Source organism: Actinobacillus succinogenes 130Z, assembly GCF_000017245.1.
GTDB classification, from domain to species: domain Bacteria; phylum Pseudomonadota; class Gammaproteobacteria; order Enterobacterales; family Pasteurellaceae; genus Exercitatus; species Exercitatus succinogenes.
On the sequence record NC_009655.1, the window covers coordinates 1710656 to 1732828 of the forward strand.

The window sequence follows — 22173 nt, forward strand, 5'->3', positions numbered from 1 at the left end:
AAAACGACACCTAAGGTGTCGTTTGCGATGAATTTACAAAAATCGAATGACCATTGTTAAGCTTTGAAATCAACTCGTTCTTTCAATTCTTTACCGGCTTTAAAATGAGGAACGCATTTTGCGTCTAATTTTACGCTTTCGCCGGTTTTAGGATTACGGCCCAACCGCGGCTGGCGGTAATGTAATGAAAAACTCCCGAATCCGCGTATTTCAATACGATCACTATTCTCTAAAGAACCTGACATTTGTTCCAGAATCTCTTTTACTGAGTTTTCGACAATTTTTGTCGAAATTGAAGGATTCTTTTTCGCTAACAGTTCAATTAATTCAGACTTAGTCATTGCTTTATCCTTTGTCTAATAAAACAACGTCATTTTTAACCGCACTTTTTAAACTCGGAATTAAAAATCACGTTGTTTCACTCTTTAAATGAAACGACCGGTGGGTTGAAACCCCACCGGTTTCAGTTAATCAAGGGAATAAATTATTCGCCTTTTGCCGCTTGGAATGCCGCTGCCATTGCATTAGGAATAGCAACTTCTTCTTGCTTGCTGTTCACGCTTGCAAGCGCCGCAGCTTCTTCAGCCTGGTCTTTCGCTTTCACTGACAAGTGCACGATGCGGGCTTTACGGTCAACGCCGGTGAATTTTGCTTCAACGACATCGCCTGCCGCAACTTCGTTTGTTAAGTCCGCCGCACGGATGTAACCTTCAACGCCACCCGCCAATTCAACTTTAGCACCTTTCGCATCGGCTTCGACTACGGTTGCGGATAAAACCGCACCTTTTTTGTTGATTGATACGAAGTTATTGAACGGATCATCTTCTAATTGCTTAATACCTAAAGAAATACGTTCTTTTGTTGAGTCGACTTGTAAAACTACGGCTTCCACTTCATCGCCTTTTTTATAGTTACGGACAGCTTCTTCACCTTGAACATTCCAGGAAATGTCGGATAAGTGAACTAAGCCGTCGATACCGCCTTCAAGACCGATAAAGATACCGAAATCAGTGATTGATTTGATTTTGCCTGAAACTTTGTCACCTTTATTGTGAGTTTCTGCAAATTGTAACCATGGGTTTGGTTTGCATTGTTTCAAGCCTAAAGAAATACGACGACGTTCTTCATCGATTTCCAATACCATTACTTCAACGGAGTCGCCTAAGCTGACAACTTTTGAAGGGTGGATATTTTTATTTGTCCAATCCATTTCAGATACGTGAACCAAACCTTCAACGCCATCTAAAATTTCAACGAAACAACCGTAATCGGTTAAGTTGGTCACTTTACCGGTTAATTTGCTGCCGACCGGATAGTTTTCAGCGATTGCTACCCATGGATCCTGACCTAATTGTTTTAAGCCTAAAGATACACGCGTACGTTCTTTGTCGAATTTTAATACTTTAACTGTGATTTCATCACCTACATTCACGATTTCGCTTGGATGCTTAACACGTTTCCATGCCATATCCGTGATATGTAATAAACCGTCAACGCCGCCTAAATCAACAAACGCACCGTATTCAGTTAAGTTTTTAACGATACCTTTAACTTCGACGCCTTCAGCTAAGTTCGCTAATACTTCGTCACGATCCGCCGAGTTTTCAGATTCGATTACCGCACGACGAGAAACAACTACGTTGTTACGTTTTTGGTCTAATTTGATAACTTTGAATTCTAATTCTTTACCTAATAAGTGATCGGCATCGCGAGTCGGACGGGTATCGACTAATGAACCCGGTAAGAATGCACGAACACCGCTTAACTCAACTGTGAAGCCGCCTTTTACTTTACCGTTGATTAAACCGACAACGTTTGCTTGTGCTTCGAATGCTTTTTCCAATTCGATCCAGGATTCGTGACGTACTGCTTTTTCACGGGAAAGTTTAGTTTCACCGTAGCCGTCTTCCACTGCATCTAATGCAACATTAACGATGTCGCCGACTTTAACGTCAACTTCACCTTGTGCATTTGCGAATTCTTCAGCCGGAATACGTGCTTCGGATTTTAACCCCGCATCTACGTATACAAAGCCTTTTTCGATAGCAACAACAGTACCGTTGATGATTGAACCTAAACGTTGAGTTTCAAGGTTTTGTAATGATTCTTCAAATAGTTGAGCAAAAGATTCTGACATATTCAATCTTCTTTTTGAGTTAATAACGTCCACTCATAATCCGTCATAAGTGGGGTTGGTAATAATGTTTATTCGTCCGTGAACAAACCGGTTAAAAATAATTAAGCCGTTTTGGATTCGATATACGCCAACGCCTGTGCAATTACATCTTCAATGCTGAGTTCCGTACTGTCTAGCAATAATGCATCATCGGCGGGTTTCAGCGGCGCTACAAGACGATTTCTGTCTCGAAAATCCCGTTCTTTAATCTCGGCTAAAATCTGCGCAAAGTTACCATCAATCCCCTTACTTTGCAACTGTTTATATCGTCTTTTTGCACGTTCTTCCGCGCTGGCGTCCAAAAACAGTTTCACTTGAGCATTCGGAAACACCACCGTTCCCATATCCCGACCGTCCGCAATCAACCCTTTTCCCTGTTTGGCGAAGTCTTGCTGAAGCTGTAATAACGCGGATCGCACCGCAGGAAATACGGCGACTTTGGACGCTGCATCCGCCACATCCTGAGTCCGGATTTGTCCGCTGACATTCTCACCATCCAAAAAAATCTGAACTTCTCCGTTTTGCGGTAAAAATTGAATATCCAGTTTGCGCGCCAATTCGGCTAATGCAAATTCATCATCTAATTTAACCGCACTTTGCCCTTGTTCCTGCGTTTTCAGGGCGGCAAGCGCCGTCACACGGTAAATCGCACCGCTATCTAGCAGGGAGAAACCCAATTTTTTCGCCAACGCATAACAAAGCGTTCCTTTTCCCGCGCCGCTCGGACCGTCGACCGTAATCACCATATTTGTCATTTTTACATTTACATCCTATTTATGAAAAAAATCCCGAACAGATCGCTGTATGCTGTCGAACATATCATAACGTTTACGGTACATAGAACGCTTTTTACTCTGAATCTCTTCCAACGGTTTACGTTCCACTTCCAAGGGTAAACGCCAATAACCTTCTTCATCCAACGCACCTTCGTTTTCCCGCCAGAACTCGTCGTAATTGAACAGTAACTTGGAATGATCGTTCCAACGGAATTTTGCCTGATTTTTATGGGCAATACCGAGCAATTCGTAAGCCAGCACGTCCGCCAAAGTTCTAAATACATGCACAATCATATACATCGGGCGCATACCGTGCAGTTGTTTGGTTGCCGTTTTTACGAGTTCCTGTGCCTCCGCACCGTTCGGACCTTGCACCGATGCAATCAGAATCCGATTCTCCGGCAAAAACGTAAATGACGCATCGTATACCGAACGCCCTTCCCGATTTTTAATATTAAGCGAGAAAAAACCTTCGAAAGGATCGATGGCATTAATATTCAGGTACACTCCCCAATTCTCGGTTAATTGTGCCAGCAATAAACTTTGCTGCGCCACCAAACGACGACAGTTTTCACTGCCCCAGCACTGTTCCGCACAGTCGAAAGCGTACTTCATAACGGAAAGCCGTTGCCGGACGGAAAAACGGCGATCACAAAATTTCGCCAGTAACGCATTGAAACGGTATCCGTTTTGCTCAAACACAGGCAGCCATTGCGGATGTTGCTGCAAATACTGCACAAATTCCCGCATTTCGGCTTTATAACGTTGCATGTAGAAATGATAACGGAAAAAAGAACGAATCCGCTTACCTAAACGGCGCTCCCGGCCGTACATGGCTTGAAAGGTAGGAAATAAAAATGAACTCACAAAAAACCTGTTGTCTAATTGAACTGAGATAACTAAAATCTGCGAAATTATACTAAATTTGCCCGCACTTTTAAACTATTAGGAAAAATATGAAACGTTCTACTTTGTCCGTCGTGCTGTTAGCGTCCGTTATTTCATTTTCTGCTTTCGCCGATTTAACGCAACAACGCGCCGCTTATCAAAAAATCGGCGAACTGCTTTCCATTTCGCAAAGCGAACCGACCCGCAATTTAGTCCGGACGCTGCTTGAACAAATTCAAGATTATCCGCTTTATCCTTATGCCCAGTATCAACTGTTGAATGCCAATAAAGATAACCTCAGTCTCGCCGATATCGAAGCTTACCAACAAGCCAACCCCACTCTGCCTTTTGCCAATCGGCTGAAAAAAGAATGGGTGCGTTCATTGCAGGAAAAACAGGACTGGCAAACTATTTTAGCCAACGGTGCCAATTTACCGCTGGATATGGGTTCCCAATGCATTCTAGTGCAGGCGAAAGCCAATTCTCTACCGAATATCCAGGATAAAACAAATCCCCAAACGGAAGAAAAATCCACCGCACTTACCCCCAAACTGTCGCAGGAAGATCTCACCGTACTGTGGTTAACCGGCAGCAGTTTGCCAAGCCAGTGTGATGCGCTGTTAAACCAATGGCACGAACAAGGCGGTTTAACTCCGGAACTTGCCCGCCAGCGCGCCGTAATGGCATTCGAGCAAGGTAACGGAAGCTTGCTCACCCATTTGCAAAAGCGGCTTAAAGACGAAAAAAACCAAAACTGGGTGGCGGATTTACATGCATTACTTACTTCACCGCAGAAACTGACGGACAAAAACAGCCGTTTTTACATTGATATTATCCCGAACAAACCGCTGGAAAAGCGGATTCTATTAGCGGTTTTTCCGGCTTACGTGAAAACCTTAACGGAAAATCAGGTTAAAGAACCGGCAAAATATTTTGAAAAATTCGAAATCTGGGCAAAAAGTTTTAACTTAGACAACTCCCAAATTAACGATTGGAAAAAGCTTTATCTGACTCAGTTTTTCGATAGCGAAAATGCGGAATTCAAAACTTGGCGCGATCAACAATTACTGAATTTAAAAGACGAAAAATTAACCGAACGCCGTATCCGCATGGCAATTCGCGAACAAACGCCCACGTCGGACTGGTTAAATTTATTATCGGAAGCCGCCCGTCAAAAAGACGAATGGCAATACTGGCAGGCGAAAAACAGCGATACCGAAAAATCCAAGCAAATTTTGACCGCACTTTCCAAAACCCGTGGATTCTACGGTATGCTGGCCGCTCATGAATTGGGTCTACCTTATAAACCGACCATGGAAACCTTACGCGAATCCGTAGCGGAAGGACAAAAAACGCCGGTTACGGCAGAACGGGAATTCGTCAAACCGTTGGCAAGAATTGCGGAATTACGCATGCTGAATCATACCGCCTACATGTACAGCGAATGGAAAAGTTTAATGGATGCGGCTTCGTTCGAACAAAAACTGCATCTTGCCCGATATGCGGAAAAACAAGGCTGGTATGATTTAAGCGTAGAAGCGACTATTCAGGCTAAAGCCTGGAATTACGTCAGCCTGCGTCTGCCTAACGCCTATTCCGATTTATTCGATTTACATTTAAACGGCAAAAAAATCCGTCGCACTTTCGCCATGGCTATCGCCCGTCAGGAAAGCGCATGGCGCCCCAACGCGGTATCTTTCGCCAATGCCCGCGGTTTAATGCAGCTATTGCCGGCAACGGCAAAACTCACCGCCACACGCACTCAATTGCCGTATAACAACGAAAGCCAGTTGTTTGACCCGTTTAACAACATTATGCTCGGCACGGCGCATTTGCAGGAATTACAAAATAAATACGGCGACAACCGCATTCTTATCGCCGCCGCTTATAATGCGGGTACCGACCGGGTGGACAAATGGTTGGCAAAATCCAATAACCGCCTGTCAATGGCGGAATTTATCGCTTCGATTCCGTTTTTTGAAACCCGTGGTTATGTGCAAAATGTTTTGGCCTATGACAGCTATTACCAAATTTTACAGGCACAACCGCAACAATTATTTTCAAAAGAGGAATCAGATCGGTTATACTGATTGCACTAGTTTAATAGTGTAATCGGAGACTGCTATGTACATCAGCCGCAACATGGATCATTGGAATACCTTTATCGAAACATTGCGTACGGCGTTTAAAGAAGGCAAAGAACAAGAGTTTCTGACGCTTCTGCTCACGCCGGACGAGCGAGATGCGGTGGGGTTGCGCCTGCAGATTGTGGCGCAATTATTAGATAAAAACGTACCGCAGCGGGAAATTCAACAAAATCTGAGTACCAGTGCGGCAACTATCACACGCGGTTCCAATATGTTGAAAATGATGGATCCGGATTTTCTGGCGTGGGTGAAAGAACAAGTCGATGCCGAAACACAGTCATAAACTGTTCAGCTTAACCATTCTCCGCACTTTCTTCCGCTTGGTTAAAAATCTTGCGAAAAGAAAGTGCGGTCGTTTTTTATTGTATTTTTTTATGACGTTTTTTGCCGTCACACTGCTTTTTCGTTTTGTCCCCATTCCCTTTTCCGCTTACATCGCCCAACAAAAAATCAGCCGTTTAATGCGACTCGATTTCGATTACGCTGTTCATTACGATTGGGTGAGTCTGGATAATATCTCCCCGAACGTACAACTTGCCGTCATCGCGGCGGAAGATCAAAGGTTCCCCGTTCACTGGGGCTTCGATTGGTTTGCCATTGAACAGGCCTTTAAACATAATGAAACCTCCAAACGCATCCGCGGCGGTTCCACTATCAGCCAACAAACTGCCAAAAATCTGTATTTATGGCACGGACAAAGCTGGCTGCGCAAAGGTTTGGAAGTCCCGGTGACACTGTCTTTGGAACTGCTTTGGTCCAAAAAACGCATTCTTGAGGTATATTTGAATATTGCCGAATTCGGTAACGGTATTTTTGGCGTAGAAGCCGCCAGCCGTTATTATTTTAAAAAGTCGGCTAAAAACCTGACGTCTTCGGAAGCGGCTTTATTGGTTGCCGTCCTGCCCAATCCTATCGCTTATAAAGTCAAAACGCCCGGTCCGTTGGTAAAACGCAGACAGGCTTGGATTTTGCGGCAAATGAATGCATTAGGAAAAAGTTATTTAAACCGATTATAGAGAAAACGTATGACATTTAACATTAAACCGAAAGGCTGGCATTACGCCTTTTTATGTTACGCAACCTGGGGAACATTTCCGCTTTATTGGTATCCGCTTAATCATTCCGCTATGCCGGCGGAGCAAATTTTGGCGCAACGGATCGTTTGGTCGGCAGTATTCGCAGTTTTTCTGTTATTCGTGTTCAAGCAAGGCAGAGCCGTACTACATGCATTTAAACAACCGCGTATTTTAGCCGTATTCCTCACATCGGCATTTCTTATCGCCCTCAACTGGCTGGTTTATCTGTGGGCGATTGTCAATAGGCACGTACTGGACGCCAGCCTCGGCTATTTTATTAACCCGCTGTTTAACGTGTTTCTAGGCTGGTTGGTATTTAAAGAAAAACTGAATAAAGCCCAACTTTTGGCGCTCGCTTCAGCAACGGCGGGAATTTTGTGGCTTGCCGTGCCGGCGGGACAAATTCCGTGGGTGGCATTGCTGCTGGCGGGCAGTTTCGGTTTCTATGCGTTAATCCGCAAGCTGGCGCCGATGGAAGCCTTAGCCGGTCTGGCTCTGGAAACGCTGCTGCTTTCCCCCTTTGCTTTGGGCTATCTGGCGTTCTGTGCCATGCAGAACAACTTGGTTTTCAGCCAGTTAGACAATTTGCAACTGGCGGTTTTACTGGGTTCCGGTGCGGCGACCACCATTCCGTTACTATGGTTTGCCATGGGGGCCCGTCAGATTTCCATGTCCTTACTCGGCATGTTGCAATATATTTCACCTTCCCTGCAATTCCTCTGCGGTTTCTTATTACTGGGCGAAAAATTATCGACTGAACGGTTAATCGGTTATATTCTGGTGTGGATAGGCGTCGCGATTTTCTTATGGGCAATGCGGGCAAAAGCTAAACGGACTTAAAAGTGCGGTCAAAAATAATTGTATTTTTTATTCTATGAGTTTAAAAAAGCGAATGTGACAACATCATCATTCGCTTTATTTTATAAAACAAGGGGTTATAAAAACAAGGGAATTTTCGACCGCACTTATTCCGCCTTAAAACCGTATTTTTCCCAAACAGCTTTGGATTCCGGCGATGTCATATATTGGAAAAAAGCCCGACTTTCCGCATTATCATGCCCTTTCACCATCGCCGTCGGATATTCCACCGGCGGGTGAGATTGCGCAGGAAACGTCGCAACGATTTTCACTTTTTGACTGGCTGCTGCATCGGTGGCATACACTACACCTAACGGACTTTCTCCTTTTTCCACCAATAACAACGCCTTGCGTACGTTATCCGCCCGGGCTAATTTTTTATTAACGTCATCCCATTGATTTAAATAAGTGAATGCCGCTTTGGCATATAGTCCCGCCGGCACATGATCGGGATCGCCTACCGCTAAATATGAATCTTTCAATGCCTGCTGCCATTGTTTATCGGTTAAATTGACAGTCGTCAGCTTGCTGTCTGCGGGCGCAATCATCACTAAACGGTTAGCGACCAGATTAGTACGGGTTTGCGGCTCAATCGCCTGTTTCTGTACCAGAAAATCCATCCATTTTTGATCCGCCGAGACAAAAATATCCGCCGGCGCCCCCTCGTTAATTTGACGCGCCAAGACGGAAGAGGATGCGAAAGAAAACACGATTTCTTCCTGCGGATTCGCTTTTTTATACCCATCCGCCACTTCCTGTAAGGCATTTGTCATGGATGCGGCGGCAAATACCGTAACTTTAGCTTCCGCACTCATGACAAATAAAGAACAACCGATTAACAAAGTAAGATTTTTTAACTTACCTTTCAGTTTTGACTGCATAATTTTTTTGCTCCTTTCATGCGTTATATAATTTAAGATATATGTAATAAATTATATAACTTAACTATAAATAAAAGCTATAAAAAAATGCGGATTACCCGTAAAATAATCCCATTCAAATACTGACGGGATGACGCATGCTCAATACGGAAATTCTTCTTACCATCAAATTGCAGCAACAACTTTTTGTGGACCCCAAAAGAATTCGCCTGCTGAAGGAAATTCGACAATGCGGTTCCATTAACCAAGCTGCAAAAAACGCCCGTGTAAGTTACAAAAGTGCATGGGATCATTTAGCGGCAATGAATGAAATCAGCCCGAAACCGCTGTTGGAGCGCAACACCGGCGGTCGTCACGGCGGCGGCACCAATTTAACCGCTTACGCCGAACGATTACTGCAGCTTTATGATTTACTGGAAAAAACGCAGAAAAAAGCATTTACCGTTCTGCAAGACGAAACCGTTCCGCTGGACAGCCTGTTGTCAGCCTTCGCCAAATTTTCCCTGCAAAGCAGTGCCCGCAATCAATTTACAGGACGTGTAATATCTCTGCAAACGAGCGATTTACATTGTCTGGCGGACATTCAAATAGAAGGAATCCAGCAGCCGATTTCGGTTTCTATTACCGCTAAAAGTGCGGTTCGTTTACAACTCGCTTTACACAAAGAAGTGATGCTGATGATTAAAGCGCCTTGGATTCAGCTATCGGCGGTTACGCCGCAAAATACTCCTGCAAATCTGCTGGCCGGCACTATTACATCCGTACAAAATATCGGTAACGAAAACGAAATTCTGTTAACCGTCGGTGAAACGGAATGGGCGACTACGGTAAAAAATAATCGTTACCGCGTGGGCGATAAAATATGGATGACGATCGCCCCCGAACAAATTATTCTGGCGACACTTTAAATCAATTGACTATGCGAATCTGGAAAAAACTTTTTACTCTTGAACAACTTAATCGACTCAGCCGAAATTGTGCCGTTTCCCATCTCGGTATTCGGTTTACCGCTTTCGGCGACGATTGGCTGGAAGCCGCCATGCCTGTAGACCGACGCACAACTCAACCATTCGGTTTATTGCACGGTGGAATTTCTGCCGCATTGGCAGAAACCGTCGGTTCTATGGCAGGTTGGTTATGCGCGGATGACAATCAGACGGCAGCGGGCATTGAAATCAATGCCAGTCATTTACGCCCGGTAAAATCCGGCGAAATTACCGCACGCGCCACCCCGGTCCGTTTAGGTCAAACTTTACAGGTTTGGGATATTCATCTCCGCGATCAGCAGGATAAACTTTGTTGCGTATCGCGTTTAACGCTTTCGGTGGTGCAACATGGCTGATTTAACCAATACAAAACTCGGCGTTCTGCTGATTAATCTGGGAACGCCGGACGAACCGACTCCCAAAGCCATTTCCCGTTATCTGGAACAGTTTTTAACGGATCCGCGGATTATCGATTTAGCGCGCTGGAAATGGCTACCGCTGCTGAAAGGCATTATTTTGCCCTCACGTTCCCGCCGAATCAGCCATAATTATCAGTCCGTCTGGACGGAACAAGGTTCCCCCCTGCTGGCTTATTCCAAAGGACAAAAAACCGCACTACAAGCCCGTTTACAGACATTAGGAATCGATGCGCAAGTGGAAATCGGCATGACTTACGGCAACCCGAGCGTTCAACAAGCCCTCGAAAATCTGTTAAATGCCCGTGTCGAACGGATTGTGGCTCTGCCGCTTTATCCGCAGTACAGCAGCACCACCACGGCAGCGGCATTCGACGCTTTCGCCCGCGCCCTGCAAAGCACCCGCAAAATGCTGCCATTTTCCTTTATTCATTCTTATCATTTGGATGAAAATTACATCAACTCGTTAACCGAGAGCATTAAAGTGCGGTTAAAAAATGATGAGTTTTTATTGTTTTCTTATCACGGCATTCCGCTGCGTTATGAACAGGAGGGTGACGATTACCGTGAATACTGCCGCCAAACCACCCTTGCCGTAGCGGATAAACTCGGTTTGCTGGAAACGCAATGGGGCATGGTATTTCAATCCCGTTTCGGACGGGAAGAATGGTTACAACCCTATGCCGATCATTTTCTGCAAAATGCGGCGGCACAAGGCATTGAAAAAATCGCCGTCATCAGCCCGGGATTTGCCTGCGATTGTCTGGAAACCTTGGAAGAAATTGCCGAAACCAACCGGGATCTGTTTCTGGCGAACGGCGGGAAACGTTACCATTACATTCCCGCACTAAACGATAGCCCGGAACATATCGAAATGATGGCGCAATTAATTATACGACAAAGTTAATTCGTATCAGACACACAAAAAGTGCGGTCATTTTTGACCGCACTTTTTACTATTGTCTTACAAAATGCCGCTATAACAACAGCGCAGATCCCCATTTGATAATATCGAAGAAGAACCGGTTTTCTTCGGTGGCTATATTTCTGCCGTCCGCCTTTTTCTCATCCACCATGCCGGAAACATGCTGTCCTTTTACCACCGCCAAATCTTCCCGCGCTTTGGTTTGCAGGATTTTACACGGAGCCGGTTCCATCGCCTCTACCGGTGATTTGGATTTATATTTTTTAAACTGATAAGTTGCATAATCCATGGATTTTTTATCATTTTGAATCATTTTTACGTGATCTTCGCCGATAATGTCTTCCAACGGATAGAAAAAAACGTATTGAGAATAAATGTAGCTATCCTCTTTTTGAAAATGTTCATACTGAATTCGGGTCAGATGCGGATAAATGCATTGTTCCGCCTGTTTCGCGGCAAACGCCCATTTTTGCGCATCCGCGTCGGATAATTCATAAGCCGCACCCGCATATTCCGCCGGAATCGTGGATTGCGTCGTCCCGCAGCCTAACATCGCCAGCACTGCCGCCGACAAGATAATTTTTTTAAACACGACTACATTCCTTCATTCAAAAAATCATTGTGTTATTTTAGACAGAAAATTTACTTCGTCAACGTATCCGTAAAAAGTGCAGCTAAAATTGACCGCACTTTCAGAAAACTAACCTAAAATATTTCTCAATGCCGAACCTATATCCGCCAGACTTTGTACCGTAGTGACACCGGCTTCCTGCAGCGCTTTGATTTTTTCCGCCGCGGTACCTTTGCCGCCGCTGATGATGGCGCCGGCGTGTCCCATGCGTTTGCCTTTCGGTGCGGTAATGCCGGCAATGTAGCTGACCACCGGTTTGGTTATATGGTGTTTGATAAAATCTGCCGCTTCTTCTTCCGCCGAGCCGCCGATTTCGCCGATCATCACGATGGCTTCGGTTTCCGGGTCGTCTTCGAAACGTTGTAGAATTTCAATAAAACTCGAACCGGGGATCGGATCGCCGCCGATGCCCACGCAGGTAGATTGTCCGAATCCTTCATCCGTCGTTTGTTTCACCGCTTCATAAGTCAGCGTACCGGAACGGGATACGATGCCGACACATCCTTTTTTGTGAATATTCGCCGGCATAATGCCGATTTTGCATTCTTCCGGGGTAATTACGCCGGGACAGTTCGGCCCAATCATCACCACACCGGTTTCATCCAATTTTTCTTTCACTTGCAGCATATCCAAAGTAGGAATACCTTCGGTAATGCAGACAATCAACCGGATGCCGGCGTCAATCGCTTCCAGAATGGCGTCCTTACAGAACGGTGCCGGCACATAAATCACGCTGGCGGTGGCTCCGGTTTTTTGCACCGCTTCGCGTACCGTATCAAACACCGGCAATCCCAAATGCGTCGTACCGCCTTTACCCGGACTGGTACCGCCCACTAATTTCGTGCCGTATGCCAATGCCTGTTCGCTGTGGAAGGTGCCTTGTCCGCCGGTGAATCCCTGGCAGATCACTTTAGTGTTTTTATTAATTAAAATTGACATGCCGTGCTCTCCTATTTTGCTGCGTTCACAGCCTGAACAGCTGCATCTTTTAAGCTTTCTGCGGCAATAATGTTAAGTCCGCTTTGAGCCAAAATTTCCCGTCCGCGTTCGGCGTTATTACCTTCCAAGCGCACCACCACCGGCACGGTAACGCCCACTTCATTGACTGCCGCCACAATACCTTCGGCGATAAGATCGCAACGCACAATGCCGCCAAAAATATTCACCAAAATGGCTTTTACATTGGTGTCGGAAAGAATGATTTTGAACGCGCCCGCCACCCGTTCTTTGGTAGCGCTGCCGCCTACGTCAAGAAAGTTTGCCGGCAATCCTCCCTGCAGTTTTATGATGTCCATAGTACCCATAGCCAAACCTGCGCCGTTCACCATGCAACCGATATTGCCGTCCAACGCCACATAATTTAGCCCCAAGGCTTCCGCTTCCGCTTCGCGCGGATCTTCCTGACTCGGATCCTGCAAGGATTTCAAATCGGCATGGCGATATAAGGCGTTACCGTCCACCACAATTTTGGCATCCAGACAATGCAGATCGTCATTTTGCAAAATCACCAACGGATTGATTTCCACCAAACTCAAATCTTTTTCGCTGAACATTTTGCTCAACCGGCAGAAAATATGGGCAAATTGATGGATTTGTTTACCGGTCAACCCTAATTTACAGGCCAGTTCGCGCCCCTGAAAAGGTTGTGCGCCCATGAACGGGTCTATCGCTACTTTATGCAGTAAATGCGGTGTTTTTTCCGCGACTTCTTCGATATTTACGCCGCCTTCCGTTGACGCCATAAATACGATACGGCGGTTGGCGCGATCAATCACCATTCCCACATACAATTCTTTTTTTACTGCGGCGCAGGCCTCCAGATAAATGGTATTCACCGGCTGACCCTGAGCATCCGTTTGCAATGTCACCAAGCGTTTACCTAAAAACCGTTCAAAAAACGACCGCACTTCCGCTTCGGAACTCACCACTTTTACGCCGCCCGCTTTGCCGCGACCTCCGGCATATACCTGACATTTCGCCACCCATTGGTCGCCGCCCAGTTTTTCAATCGCTTTCAATGCCTGCTCCACCGTTTCGCACGGATAACCTTTGCTGACGGGCAAATCGTACTGCGCAAAAATTTGTTTTGATTGGTATTCGTGTAGATTCATGTTTTACCCTTTTTAAATTTCATGGCGGTATTCTACACGGTAGTACGTTTTTTTTTAAGGGAAAAACGGGAATTAACCATTTGTTTTTTCATTAAAATTGTTTTTATCAATATCGTAATGAAAAGAAAAAGTTGAAAAAACGGCAAAAAATAACCGCACGTTAAGTGCGGTTGAGCGTTAATCGTGGGTTAAATTTCCAATAACAGTCTGGTCGGATCCTCCAGCAAATCTTTAATGGTGACCAGAAATCGAACGCTGTCTTTGCCGTCGATTAAGCGGTGATCATAAGATAATGCCAAATACATCATCGGGCGAATCACTACTTGGCCGTCTACTGCAACCGGACGGTCTTTAATAGTGTGCATGCCCAAAATAGCGCTTTGCGGCGGATTGATAATCGGGGTGGACATTAACGAACCGAATACCCCGCCGTTGGTAATAGTGAAATTGCCGCCGGTTAAGTCTTCCACCGTGAGTTTGCCGTCGCGACCTTTTTCCGCCAACACTTTGATTTGTTTCTCTATATCCGCCATACTCATTTTATCGCAATCGCGCAACACCGGCGTCACCAAGCCGCGCGGGGTGGAAACGGCGATACTGATATCGAAATAATTGTGATACAGAATATCGTCGCCGTCGATGGTAGCATTGATAACCGGATAACGTTTCAAGGCTTCTACCACGGCTTTCACGTAGAAAGACATAAATCCGAGGCGCACATCATGCTGTTTTTCAAATTTTTCACCGTACTTTTTGCGCAACTGCATAATCGGCTGCATATCCACCTCATTAAAGGTAGTCAGCATTGCCGTGGTATTTTTCACTTCCAATAACCGTTCGGCGATGCGTTTACGCAGACGCGTCATCGGCACGCGCTGCTCATCGCGAAATTCCGCTGAGTTTTTGACCGCAGTTTGGGCTGATTGCGCTTCTTTATCCGCCAAAGCCTGCGCTACGTCTTCACGCGTGATACGACCGTGTTTGCCGGAACCGGAAATATCCTGCGGATTTAAATCGTGTTCGCCCACCAAACGGCGCACGGAAGGTCCGAGCGAATCATGATGATCCGGTGCCGGACGGGATTCGGTTTGTAACGGTTGGGCAGAAACCGGTGCTACCACGGTTTCGCCTTTTGCTACACGCCCTAATAGTTGTTTGCTGACAACCGTCGCACCTTCCGGCTGGTCAATGCTTTCCAGTACGCCGCTGTCCAACGCCGGCACTTCCAACACCACTTTATCCGTTTCCACTTCCACGAGAATGTCATCGCGTTTAATGTCGTCGCCTACCGCTTTATGCCATTTCACTACCGTCGCATCGGCAACGGACTCGGGTAAATCGGGCGTGATAATATCAAAATGGCTCATGTCATATTCCTTCATTCAATTCGTTAAAATGTTAATGCTTCCGTAATCAATGTACGTTGTTGTGTGCTGTGCAATGCGCCGTAGCCTGCCGCCGGCGAAGCGGAAGCCGGGCGTCCCACGTAATTCAGGGTGGCGCCATCCGGCAAACCGGCACGGAAATTATGCTGGCTGCAATACCACGCGCCTTGGTTAAGCGGCTCTTCCTGACACCAGATGAAATCCTTCACATGGGAAAACTTTGCCAAAACCGACCGCACTTCTTCGTGCGGATACGGATAAAGCTGTTCGATACGGATAATCGCGATGTCGGTTTGTTGTTTGTTACGACGCTCTTCCAATAAATCGTAATACACTTTACCGGCGCAGAAAATCACCCGCTTGACATTTTCCGGTTTAATGTCGTCGATTTCGTCAATCACGCGACGGAAAGCGCCGTTAACGAATTCGTCCGTTTGCGACACCACCAGCGGGTGGCGTAATAAAGATTTCGGCGATATCACGATTAACGGACGACGCTCGGCGCGCAACATTTGACGGCGCAATAAGTGGTAAATCTGACTTGGCGTGGAAGGCACGCAAACCTGCATATTTTGCTGGGCGCAAAGTTGTAAATAACGCTCCAGACGGGCGGAGGAATGTTCCGGCCCCTGTCCTTCGTAACCGTGCGGCAGTAACATGACCAAACCGCACATTCTGCCCCATTTTTGTTCGCCGGAACTGATAAACTGGTCGATCACCACCTGCGCACCGTTGGCGAAATCGCCGAATTGCGCCTCCCAAATGGTCAGCGTATTGGGATCCGTCGCCGCATACCCGTATTCAAACGCTAACACCGCTTCTTCGGAAAGTACGGAATCCCACACTTCAAAGCGTCCTTGTTGCGGCTGCAAATGCATCAACGGAATATAGGCTTTGCGCTCGTTTTGATTATGCAACACCGCCTGACGATGGAAGAAAGTCCCGCGTCCGGCGTCCTCACCGGAAATACGTACATGATGACCGTCCGCCAGCAAGGTAGCGTACGCCATAATTTCCGCCATTCCCCAATCCAGCGCTTTTTCACCCGCAGCCATTAATTTACGGTCGTTATAAACCTTTTCCACTCGCGGATGAATCGGATGGTCAGCCGGATATTCGCAAACACGTTCCGCTAAAGTTTTAAAACGAACCGGATCAAACCGACCGTTGTATTCCGCTTCCCGTCCGCCGTTATCCGCGCCAAGGAATTTATACCATTGTGCCGAAGGTTTATTCGTTTTACGCCATTCTTTCACCACACAATCACCTTCATCCAAAGCCTTACGGTAATCATTCATCAATTCGATAGCGTCGGATTCGTTAATGACGCCTTCGCTCACCAGCCGATCCGCATATACTTTACGCGCTGTCGGATGTTTTTTAATGAGTTTATACATCACCGGTTGAGTGGCTAAGGGTTCGTCCGCCTCATTGTGGCCATGGCGACGGTAAGACACCAGATCGATAAAAATATCCCGTTTAAACCGCATGCGGAATTCCACCGCCATACGTGCCGCATAAGCGATGGCTTCAGGATCGTCGCCGTTCACATGAATTACCGGCGCTTCGATCATTTTAGCGATATCGGTACAGTATTCCGTGGAGCGGGTATCTTTGGTATTGGAGGTGGTGAAACCTATTTGGTTATTAATTACCACACGAATAGTACCGCCCACGTTATAACCTCGGGTTGCCGACATGTTTAAGGTTTCCTGAACTACGCCTTGTCCGATTACGGCGGAATCGCCATGCACGGTGACAGGTAAAACCTGATCTTTGGTTTGATCACCCAACCGTTTTTGGCGGGCTCGCACAGAACCGATGACAACCGGACTGACAATTTCCAAATGAGACGGGTTAAAGGCCAAAGCCAAATGCACTACGCCGCCTTCCGTCATAAAATCGGAAGAATAGCCCTGATGGTATTTCACATCGCCGGTGCGATCGCCGGAATGTTTGCCGGCAAATTCATCAAACAGCTGCGACGGTTCTTTACCCAGCACATTTACCAGCATGTTCAACCGTCCGCGGTGCGCCATGCCGAATACGATTTCTTTCACGCCGTTTTTACCGCCGTGGCGAATAATCTCTTTCATTAACGGGATATAACCGTCACTGCCCTCCAGCGAAAAACGTTTTGCCCCCGGAAATTTTGCGCCCAAGTAACGTTCCAGGCCGTCCGCGGCGGTTAATTCTTCTAAAAACCGTATCTTCTCGTCACGATTAAACAGCGGCTTATTCAGTAAATTTTCCGCTTTGCGCTGTAACCATGTACGCGCCTCCAAATCGTTCACGTGCATGAACTCGAAACCCAAAGTGCCGCAGTAGGTGTTTTTCAGATTATATTCCAATTCGCGCAAGGTGATTTTTTCACGGTTATACACATAACCGCCAATATCGAATTCTTTATCCAAATCCGCATCGGTAAAACCGTAAAACTTATAATCCAAAGTCGGAGACGGCATACGTTCCCAAAGTTTTAACGGATCCAGATTCGCATCTAAGTGCCCGCGGTTGCGATGTCCGTTCACCCATTGCAATACCTTGACTAAACGCGCGCTGACTTTCGGATCCACCACAACGGTTGTGCCGGCCCGAGTATTATCGCGGGCAAGGCGCTTGAAATAATCGCGTACCGGAGAATGGGGTTGTTCCGGCGAAAGCGCGGTGGGTTTCGGGAAAGAATTAAAAACGGTGCGCCAGCTGTCGTCGACGTTATTCGGATCTTGCAGGTAATCTTCGTAAAGGGCTTCGATATAAGATTGATTCGCGCCGCCCAGCGCTGTTTGACTGAGCCATTGCTGAAATGAATGAAACTGATTATTCGGCATACAACTTCCTTATGCATTTGCAATATGCGCATTATACAGAGAAAAAATTTTTTTGAAATTTAACCACAGTATTTCATAAAATATTTTGATGTTCGTCACAATTTTGAAAAAAAATTGTTGTTTTTTTGTTAAAAGACAATACTGTGACAACTGGGAACTTAACTACTCTACTTCATTAACTAAGGAGCGAGATATGAATATCACGCCGGAACTTAAATCGCGGTTTAATCCGAAAATCATCATTCTCTGTTTGGACATCCTGTTGTTTGCCGCCTTGCTTAAATGGCTGCCGTTTGACGCTCAAGCGAACAAAGGATTGGCTTTATTGGCGTTTGTCGCCGTTCTTTGGCTGACCGAAACCCTGCACGTCAGCGTTACCGCGTTGTTGGTACCTTTATTGGCGATCGGGCTTGGACTTGTCAGCACAAAAGAAGCGTTGGTTGCATTTGCCGATCCGACGATCTTCCTGTTTTTCGGCGGTTTTGCTCTGGCTACGGCATTACATATTCAAAAACTGGACCAACTGATAGCCAACCGAATTATGGCTTTGGCCAGAGGAAATTTACTGGTTGCCGTCATTTATTTATTCGTCGCTACCGCGTTCTTATCTATGTGGATCAGCAACACCGCAACCGCCGCCATGATGTTACCGCTTGCTATGGGCGTGTTAAGCCAGCTTGATCGCGAACGGCAATACAATACCTATGTATTCGTGTTGCTCGGTATTGCTTATAGCGCCAGTATCGGCGGTATGGGCACCCTTGTCGGTAGTCCGCCCAATGCCATCGTTGCGTCCCAACTTCACCTGACCTTCTCCGATTGGTTATGGTACGGTTTACCGGTAGTCGCTATTTTAATGCCGATCATGATCGGCGCTTTATTCATCGTATTCAAACCGCGCTTAAATTTCCGTTTCGAACAAAAATTCGAACAGGTTGAAATGAACGGTGATCGTTGGAAAACTTTACTGATTTTCCTCTTCGTCGCCGTTTGTTGGATTTTCAGCTCACAACTTAACCCGATATTTACCGAATTATTGGGATTAAGCAAAAAAGTGGGCAGCTTCGACAGTGTCGTCGCATTACTGGCGGCGGTACTCATTGCTGTAGCGGGTGTGGCATCCTGGAAACAGATTCAGGATAATACCGAATGGGGCGTGTTGCTTTTATTCGGCGGCGGTTTAACCTTAAGCAGCGTATTAAAAAATTCCGGCGCCAGCAAAATCATGGCGGACGGTATCGTATTCCTTATTCAGGGCGGGCATTTCTACCTTATCGGTATTATTGTCGCCGCTTTCATTGTTTTTTTAACGGAATTTACCAGCAATACCGCCAGCGCCGCACTTTTAGTACCGATTTTTATTTCCATTGCGCAAGCATTGGGCATGCCGGAACTCGGATTAGCCTTAATCATCGGTTTGGGCGCCTCCTGTGCCTTCATGCTGCCTGTCGCCACTCCGCCGAACGCCATCATATTCGGTGCCGGTATCGTGAAACAACGCGAAATGGTGAGAGCCGGGGTGATCTTAAATCTCGTCAGTATTTTTATCATCGCTACTTTCGGTTACTTGTTCTGGTTGAATTAATCTTACGCCCGAAAGCAAAAAGTGCGGTCAGTTTCACCGCACTTTTTAACTTCATGCCTGATTAATCGTGCTGACGATAATCATTCGCCTGTTGTAACAACTGGCGGCTTTCTTTCATAAATTGTTCGGAATATTCGCCGAACCATTCGCGCACCTGATTAAAGGCTTCGATAAAGCCGGCTTTATCGCCGTTTTCAAAGAATTTCAGACTTTCTTCGTAGCTTTGTTTCAAGCTTTCGATCACCGCCAGATTTTCCGGTTTATCCATAATAATATCGGCGTAAAGTTCGCCGTCTTGTGCGAACAGTCGTCCGATCATCGCCAATTCCAAACGGTAAATCGGTGAAGACAACGCCAGAATATTCGCCAGTTTGACCGGCTGGCGGGAGAGATGATAGCCGTTGGCGAAGGTCGAAAAATGGCGTAGCGCCTGAATATACGTCATACTGTGGTCGTGTTCGGCGGCATCCGCTTGATAGATTTTCGCCCCCCAAATACCGATTTGTTGCAGCAGCCATTCATAACGTTCCGGATAACGCCCGTCGCAACGCACTACAATTTGTTTCGCCATGCTGGCGATATCCGGACCGAACATCGGATGCAACCCCACTACAGCGCCGGTGTGCACTTCCAGCATTTTTTCTAACGGACGGCGCTTCACGGAGGTTAAATCCGTCAGCAACATGCTTTCCGTCAGATAAGGTTTCAACCGCTCAATAGTTTCTAATGTTTTGGCAATCGGCACACACACCATCACCACATCGGAATCCGCTAAAATTTTGTCCGCGCTTTCCCAGTCCCTGCTGCCCATCGTGTCTACATGATAACCCGAAGCGCGCAGAAAACGGGCGAATAAGCCGCCTAATTTACCGTTTCCGCCCACAATCACAATTTTCTTAATCGCAGGATTCACGGTTTTAAACCCGTAATCATTTTCACTGGCGTAGGATTCCCGCATTAAACGGCGCAAAACGTCTTCGATTAAATCGGCCGGCACGCCCGTTTTTTCCGCTTCCTGACGGCGGGCCGCCAGCATATCCGCTTCGCGTTCCGGTACATAAATAGGTAATCCGTGTTTATGTTTTATTTCACCTACTTTTTTCACTAATGCCAGACGTTTGGCAAACACCTCGATAAGCTCTTTATCCAAGGCGTCAATTTCTTTTCTGATTTCTTTCAGTGCTTCCATTCCGATTTTCTCTAAATACGGGAAAAGGACGCGAAAGCTGCGTCCTTAAAGATAGTTATACGCATAAAGTGCGGTCGAAAAATACAGTTTTTTTAACCTGTCCGCCATGCCGGCAACAGCCGTTGATGTTAGACCATTCTAACGATTTTTCAATCCGCCCGCAATTTTACGCAGCAGATTGTCCGTCGTTTCCCAATCAATACAGGCATCGGTGATGGATACGCCGTACTTCATTTCGCTCACCGGTTGTTCCGCCGATTGATTACCCGCGTTGATGTTGCTTTCAATCATTAACCCGATGATGGATTTACTGCCGTTCACGAGCTGTTGCAAAGCATCTTCCGCTACCAGCGGCTGACGACGGTAATCTTTATTGGAATTGCCGTGGCTGCAGTCGATCATAATCGAAGATTCCAAGCCGGCTTTTTCCAGTTCTTCCTCGCATTTTTTTACGAATCCCGCCGCATAATTCGGCGCTTTACCGCCGCGCAAAATCACATGGCCGTCCGGATTGCCTTCGGTATGCAGTAAATTCACCTGACCTTGCTGGTTGATACCGATGAAACTGTGTCCCATCGATGCGGCTTTCATGGCGTTAATCGCAGTACCCAGACTACCGTCCGTACCGTTTTTGAATCCCACGGCCATGGATAAACCGGACGCTAATTCGCGGTGAGTTTGAGATTCTGTAGTACGCGCACCGATAGCCGACCAACTGAATAAATCGGCCAAGTATTGCGGCGTCATCGGATCCAACGCTTCCGTCGCCAACGGTAATCCTATTTCCGCCAGATCCAACAATAACTTACGGGCGATGTGCAATCCGTTTTCCACATCGAAAGTACCGTTGATTTTCGGATCATTAATCAACCCTTTCCAACCCACGGTAGTTCGCGGTTTTTCGAAATAAACCCGCATAACGATATAAAGCTGATCTTTCAATTCGTCCGATAATGCTTTTAACCGTCCGGCATAATCCAATGCCGCTTTGGGGTCATGCACGGAACAAGGACCGATTACCACTAACAAACGGTTGTCTTTTTTATGAATAATATCGGCGATTTCACGACGGTGGGTTTCTACCTGGGTGCGCAAGTGGGCGGGTAACGGTAATTTTTTTTTCAGTTCGGCCGGGGTAATCAAAACTTTTTCGTCAACAATATGAATATTGTGGATACTGTCTTTCATTTTTCTTCCTTGTTATTTTTACTGTAAATTTTTATGTACGAATAATGTAAGGCTTACATTACACAATAAGTTTTCTCATTGCAACGGCTAATTAGAACCGGTTAACGAAAAAACACAAAAAAAC

20 protein-coding genes are annotated in these 22173 nt (G+C 46.3%); 8 read left to right on the forward strand and 12 right to left on the reverse strand.

Annotation, left to right across the window (positions count from 1 at the left end):
• Positions 1–56: 56 nt before the first annotated feature.
• From ASUC_RS08050 to ASUC_RS08065, 4 genes are all read right to left on the reverse strand, one after another.
• Positions 57–341: an integration host factor subunit beta gene (locus ASUC_RS08050; RefSeq protein ID WP_012073282.1), complete on the reverse strand. Its 285-nt coding sequence runs from the start codon at positions 339–341 to the stop codon at positions 57–59.
• A 143-nt stretch (positions 342–484) separates the two neighbouring features.
• Positions 485–2137, reverse strand: a complete 1653-nt coding sequence (rpsA, locus tag ASUC_RS08055) for a 30S ribosomal protein S1 (protein WP_012073283.1) — start codon at positions 2135–2137, stop codon at positions 485–487.
• A gap of 101 nt (positions 2138–2238) precedes the next feature.
• Complete coding sequence (cmk, locus tag ASUC_RS08060; RefSeq protein ID WP_041834651.1) at positions 2239–2931, reverse strand: (d)CMP kinase; 693 nt, start codon at positions 2929–2931, stop codon at positions 2239–2241.
• A gap of 15 nt (positions 2932–2946) precedes the next feature.
• Positions 2947–3786 (reverse strand): VirK/YbjX family protein, encoded by an 840-nt coding sequence (locus ASUC_RS08065; protein WP_012073285.1) that lies wholly within the window; start codon positions 3784–3786, stop codon positions 2947–2949.
• Between the two features lie 122 nt (positions 3787–3908).
• On the opposite strand from ASUC_RS08065, the gene ASUC_RS08070 reads away from it, so the two are divergent.
• From ASUC_RS08070 to rarD, 4 genes are all read left to right on the forward strand, one after another.
• A complete protein-coding gene (locus ASUC_RS08070) occupies positions 3909–5930 on the forward strand; it encodes a transglycosylase SLT domain-containing protein (RefSeq protein WP_012073286.1) in 2022 nt (673 codons plus the stop codon).
• A 34-nt stretch (positions 5931–5964) separates the two neighbouring features.
• Positions 5965–6270: a trp operon repressor gene (trpR, locus tag ASUC_RS08075; protein WP_012073287.1), complete on the forward strand. Its 306-nt coding sequence runs from the start codon at positions 5965–5967 to the stop codon at positions 6268–6270.
• Positions 6271–6361: 91 nt separating this feature from the next.
• Positions 6362–7003 (forward strand): monofunctional biosynthetic peptidoglycan transglycosylase, encoded by a 642-nt coding sequence (mtgA, locus tag ASUC_RS08080; RefSeq protein WP_049752225.1) that lies wholly within the window; start codon positions 6362–6364, stop codon positions 7001–7003.
• Between the two features lie 9 nt (positions 7004–7012).
• Positions 7013–7903 (forward strand): EamA family transporter RarD, encoded by an 891-nt coding sequence (gene rarD, locus ASUC_RS08085; protein WP_012073289.1) that lies wholly within the window; start codon positions 7013–7015, stop codon positions 7901–7903.
• Between the two features lie 125 nt (positions 7904–8028).
• Here rarD and modA read toward each other — a convergent pair whose 3' ends face one another.
• On the reverse strand, positions 8029–8802 hold the full coding sequence (gene modA / locus ASUC_RS08090; protein WP_012073290.1) for a molybdate ABC transporter substrate-binding protein: 774 nt from the start codon (positions 8800–8802) through the stop codon (positions 8029–8031).
• 137 nt (positions 8803–8939) lie between these two features.
• Here modA and ASUC_RS08095 point away from each other — a divergent pair, with 137 nt between their 5' ends.
• Genes ASUC_RS08095 through hemH form a run of 3 tightly spaced genes read left to right on the forward strand, consistent with a single transcriptional unit; the run spans position 8940 to position 11111 of the window.
• The gene (locus ASUC_RS08095) at positions 8940–9710 is read left to right on the forward strand and encodes a TOBE domain-containing protein (protein ID WP_012073291.1); all 771 of its coding nucleotides are present in this window, start codon (positions 8940–8942) and stop codon (positions 9708–9710) included.
• Between the two features lie 11 nt (positions 9711–9721).
• Positions 9722–10144, forward strand: coding sequence for a hotdog fold thioesterase (locus ASUC_RS08100; protein WP_012073292.1), 423 nt, complete (start codon positions 9722–9724; stop codon positions 10142–10144).
• On the forward strand, positions 10137–11111 hold the full coding sequence (gene hemH / locus ASUC_RS08105; RefSeq protein ID WP_012073293.1) for a ferrochelatase: 975 nt from the start codon (positions 10137–10139) through the stop codon (positions 11109–11111). The genes ASUC_RS08100 and hemH overlap by 8 nt, the downstream gene beginning before the upstream one ends.
• A gap of 70 nt (positions 11112–11181) precedes the next feature.
• Here hemH and ASUC_RS08110 read toward each other — a convergent pair whose 3' ends face one another.
• From ASUC_RS08110 to sucA, 5 genes are all read right to left on the reverse strand, one after another.
• Positions 11182–11721, reverse strand: coding sequence for a DUF5358 domain-containing protein (locus tag ASUC_RS08110; RefSeq protein ID WP_012073294.1), 540 nt, complete (start codon positions 11719–11721; stop codon positions 11182–11184).
• 108 nt (positions 11722–11829) lie between these two features.
• Positions 11830–12699 (reverse strand): succinate--CoA ligase subunit alpha, encoded by an 870-nt coding sequence (sucD, locus tag ASUC_RS08115; protein WP_012073295.1) that lies wholly within the window; start codon positions 12697–12699, stop codon positions 11830–11832.
• Between the two features lie 11 nt (positions 12700–12710).
• Entirely contained in the window at positions 12711–13871 is a 1161-nt protein-coding gene (gene sucC / locus ASUC_RS08120) for an ADP-forming succinate--CoA ligase subunit beta (RefSeq protein WP_012073296.1), read from the reverse strand.
• A gap of 188 nt (positions 13872–14059) precedes the next feature.
• The gene (odhB, locus tag ASUC_RS08125; protein WP_012073297.1) at positions 14060–15238 is read right to left on the reverse strand and encodes a 2-oxoglutarate dehydrogenase complex dihydrolipoyllysine-residue succinyltransferase; all 1179 of its coding nucleotides are present in this window, start codon (positions 15236–15238) and stop codon (positions 14060–14062) included.
• A 23-nt stretch (positions 15239–15261) separates the two neighbouring features.
• Positions 15262–18087: a 2-oxoglutarate dehydrogenase E1 component gene (gene sucA, locus ASUC_RS08130; RefSeq protein WP_012073298.1), complete on the reverse strand. Its 2826-nt coding sequence runs from the start codon at positions 18085–18087 to the stop codon at positions 15262–15264.
• Between the two features lie 193 nt (positions 18088–18280).
• Between sucA and ASUC_RS08135 the strand changes: the two genes are divergently transcribed.
• Positions 18281–19672 (forward strand): DASS family sodium-coupled anion symporter, encoded by a 1392-nt coding sequence (locus ASUC_RS08135; protein ID WP_012073299.1) that lies wholly within the window; start codon positions 18281–18283, stop codon positions 19670–19672.
• 61 nt (positions 19673–19733) lie between these two features.
• On the opposite strand, the gene tyrA is transcribed toward ASUC_RS08135, so the two are convergent.
• A complete protein-coding gene (tyrA, locus tag ASUC_RS08140; protein ID WP_012073300.1) occupies positions 19734–20861 on the reverse strand; it encodes a bifunctional chorismate mutase/prephenate dehydrogenase in 1128 nt (375 codons plus the stop codon).
• Positions 20862–20999: 138 nt separating this feature from the next.
• Positions 21000–22049, reverse strand: coding sequence for a 3-deoxy-7-phosphoheptulonate synthase (locus ASUC_RS08145; RefSeq protein ID WP_012073301.1), 1050 nt, complete (start codon positions 22047–22049; stop codon positions 21000–21002).
• Between the last annotated feature and the right edge of the window lie 124 nt (positions 22050–22173).

Excerpts from the sequence above, each read along its gene's own strand:
- odhB (WP_012073297.1), bottom strand. The coding sequence starts at position 15,238 with ATGAGCCATTTTGATATTATCACGCCCGATTTACCCGAGTCCGTTGCC.
- ASUC_RS08050 (WP_012073282.1), bottom strand. The coding sequence starts at position 341 with ATGACTAAGTCTGAATTAATTGAACTGTTAGCGAAAAAGAATCCTTCA.
- ASUC_RS08095 (WP_012073291.1), top strand. The coding sequence starts at position 8,940 with ATGCTCAATACGGAAATTCTTCTTACCATCAAATTGCAGCAACAACTT.
- ASUC_RS08100 (WP_012073292.1), top strand. The coding sequence starts at position 9,722 with ATGCGAATCTGGAAAAAACTTTTTACTCTTGAACAACTTAATCGACTC.
- mtgA (WP_049752225.1), top strand. The coding sequence starts at position 6,362 with ATGACGTTTTTTGCCGTCACACTGCTTTTTCGTTTTGTCCCCATTCCC.
- rpsA (WP_012073283.1), bottom strand. The coding sequence starts at position 2,137 with ATGTCAGAATCTTTTGCTCAACTATTTGAAGAATCATTACAAAACCTT.
- hemH (WP_012073293.1), top strand. The coding sequence starts at position 10,137 with ATGGCTGATTTAACCAATACAAAACTCGGCGTTCTGCTGATTAATCTG.
- ASUC_RS08145 (WP_012073301.1), bottom strand. The coding sequence starts at position 22,049 with ATGAAAGACAGTATCCACAATATTCATATTGTTGACGAAAAAGTTTTG.
- ASUC_RS08070 (WP_012073286.1), top strand. The coding sequence starts at position 3,909 with ATGAAACGTTCTACTTTGTCCGTCGTGCTGTTAGCGTCCGTTATTTCA.
- ASUC_RS08135 (WP_012073299.1), top strand. The coding sequence starts at position 18,281 with ATGAATATCACGCCGGAACTTAAATCGCGGTTTAATCCGAAAATCATC.
- modA (WP_012073290.1), bottom strand. The coding sequence starts at position 8,802 with ATGCAGTCAAAACTGAAAGGTAAGTTAAAAAATCTTACTTTGTTAATC.
- ASUC_RS08065 (WP_012073285.1), bottom strand. The coding sequence starts at position 3,786 with ATGTACGGCCGGGAGCGCCGTTTAGGTAAGCGGATTCGTTCTTTTTTC.
- tyrA (WP_012073300.1), bottom strand. The coding sequence starts at position 20,861 with ATGGAAGCACTGAAAGAAATCAGAAAAGAAATTGACGCCTTGGATAAA.
- cmk (WP_041834651.1), bottom strand. The coding sequence starts at position 2,931 with ATGACAAATATGGTGATTACGGTCGACGGTCCGAGCGGCGCGGGAAAA.
- trpR (WP_012073287.1), top strand. The coding sequence starts at position 5,965 with ATGTACATCAGCCGCAACATGGATCATTGGAATACCTTTATCGAAACA.
- sucA (WP_012073298.1), bottom strand. The coding sequence starts at position 18,087 with ATGCCGAATAATCAGTTTCATTCATTTCAGCAATGGCTCAGTCAAACA.
- sucD (WP_012073295.1), bottom strand. The coding sequence starts at position 12,699 with ATGTCAATTTTAATTAATAAAAACACTAAAGTGATCTGCCAGGGATTC.
- sucC (WP_012073296.1), bottom strand. The coding sequence starts at position 13,871 with ATGAATCTACACGAATACCAATCAAAACAAATTTTTGCGCAGTACGAT.
- rarD (WP_012073289.1), top strand. The coding sequence starts at position 7,013 with ATGACATTTAACATTAAACCGAAAGGCTGGCATTACGCCTTTTTATGT.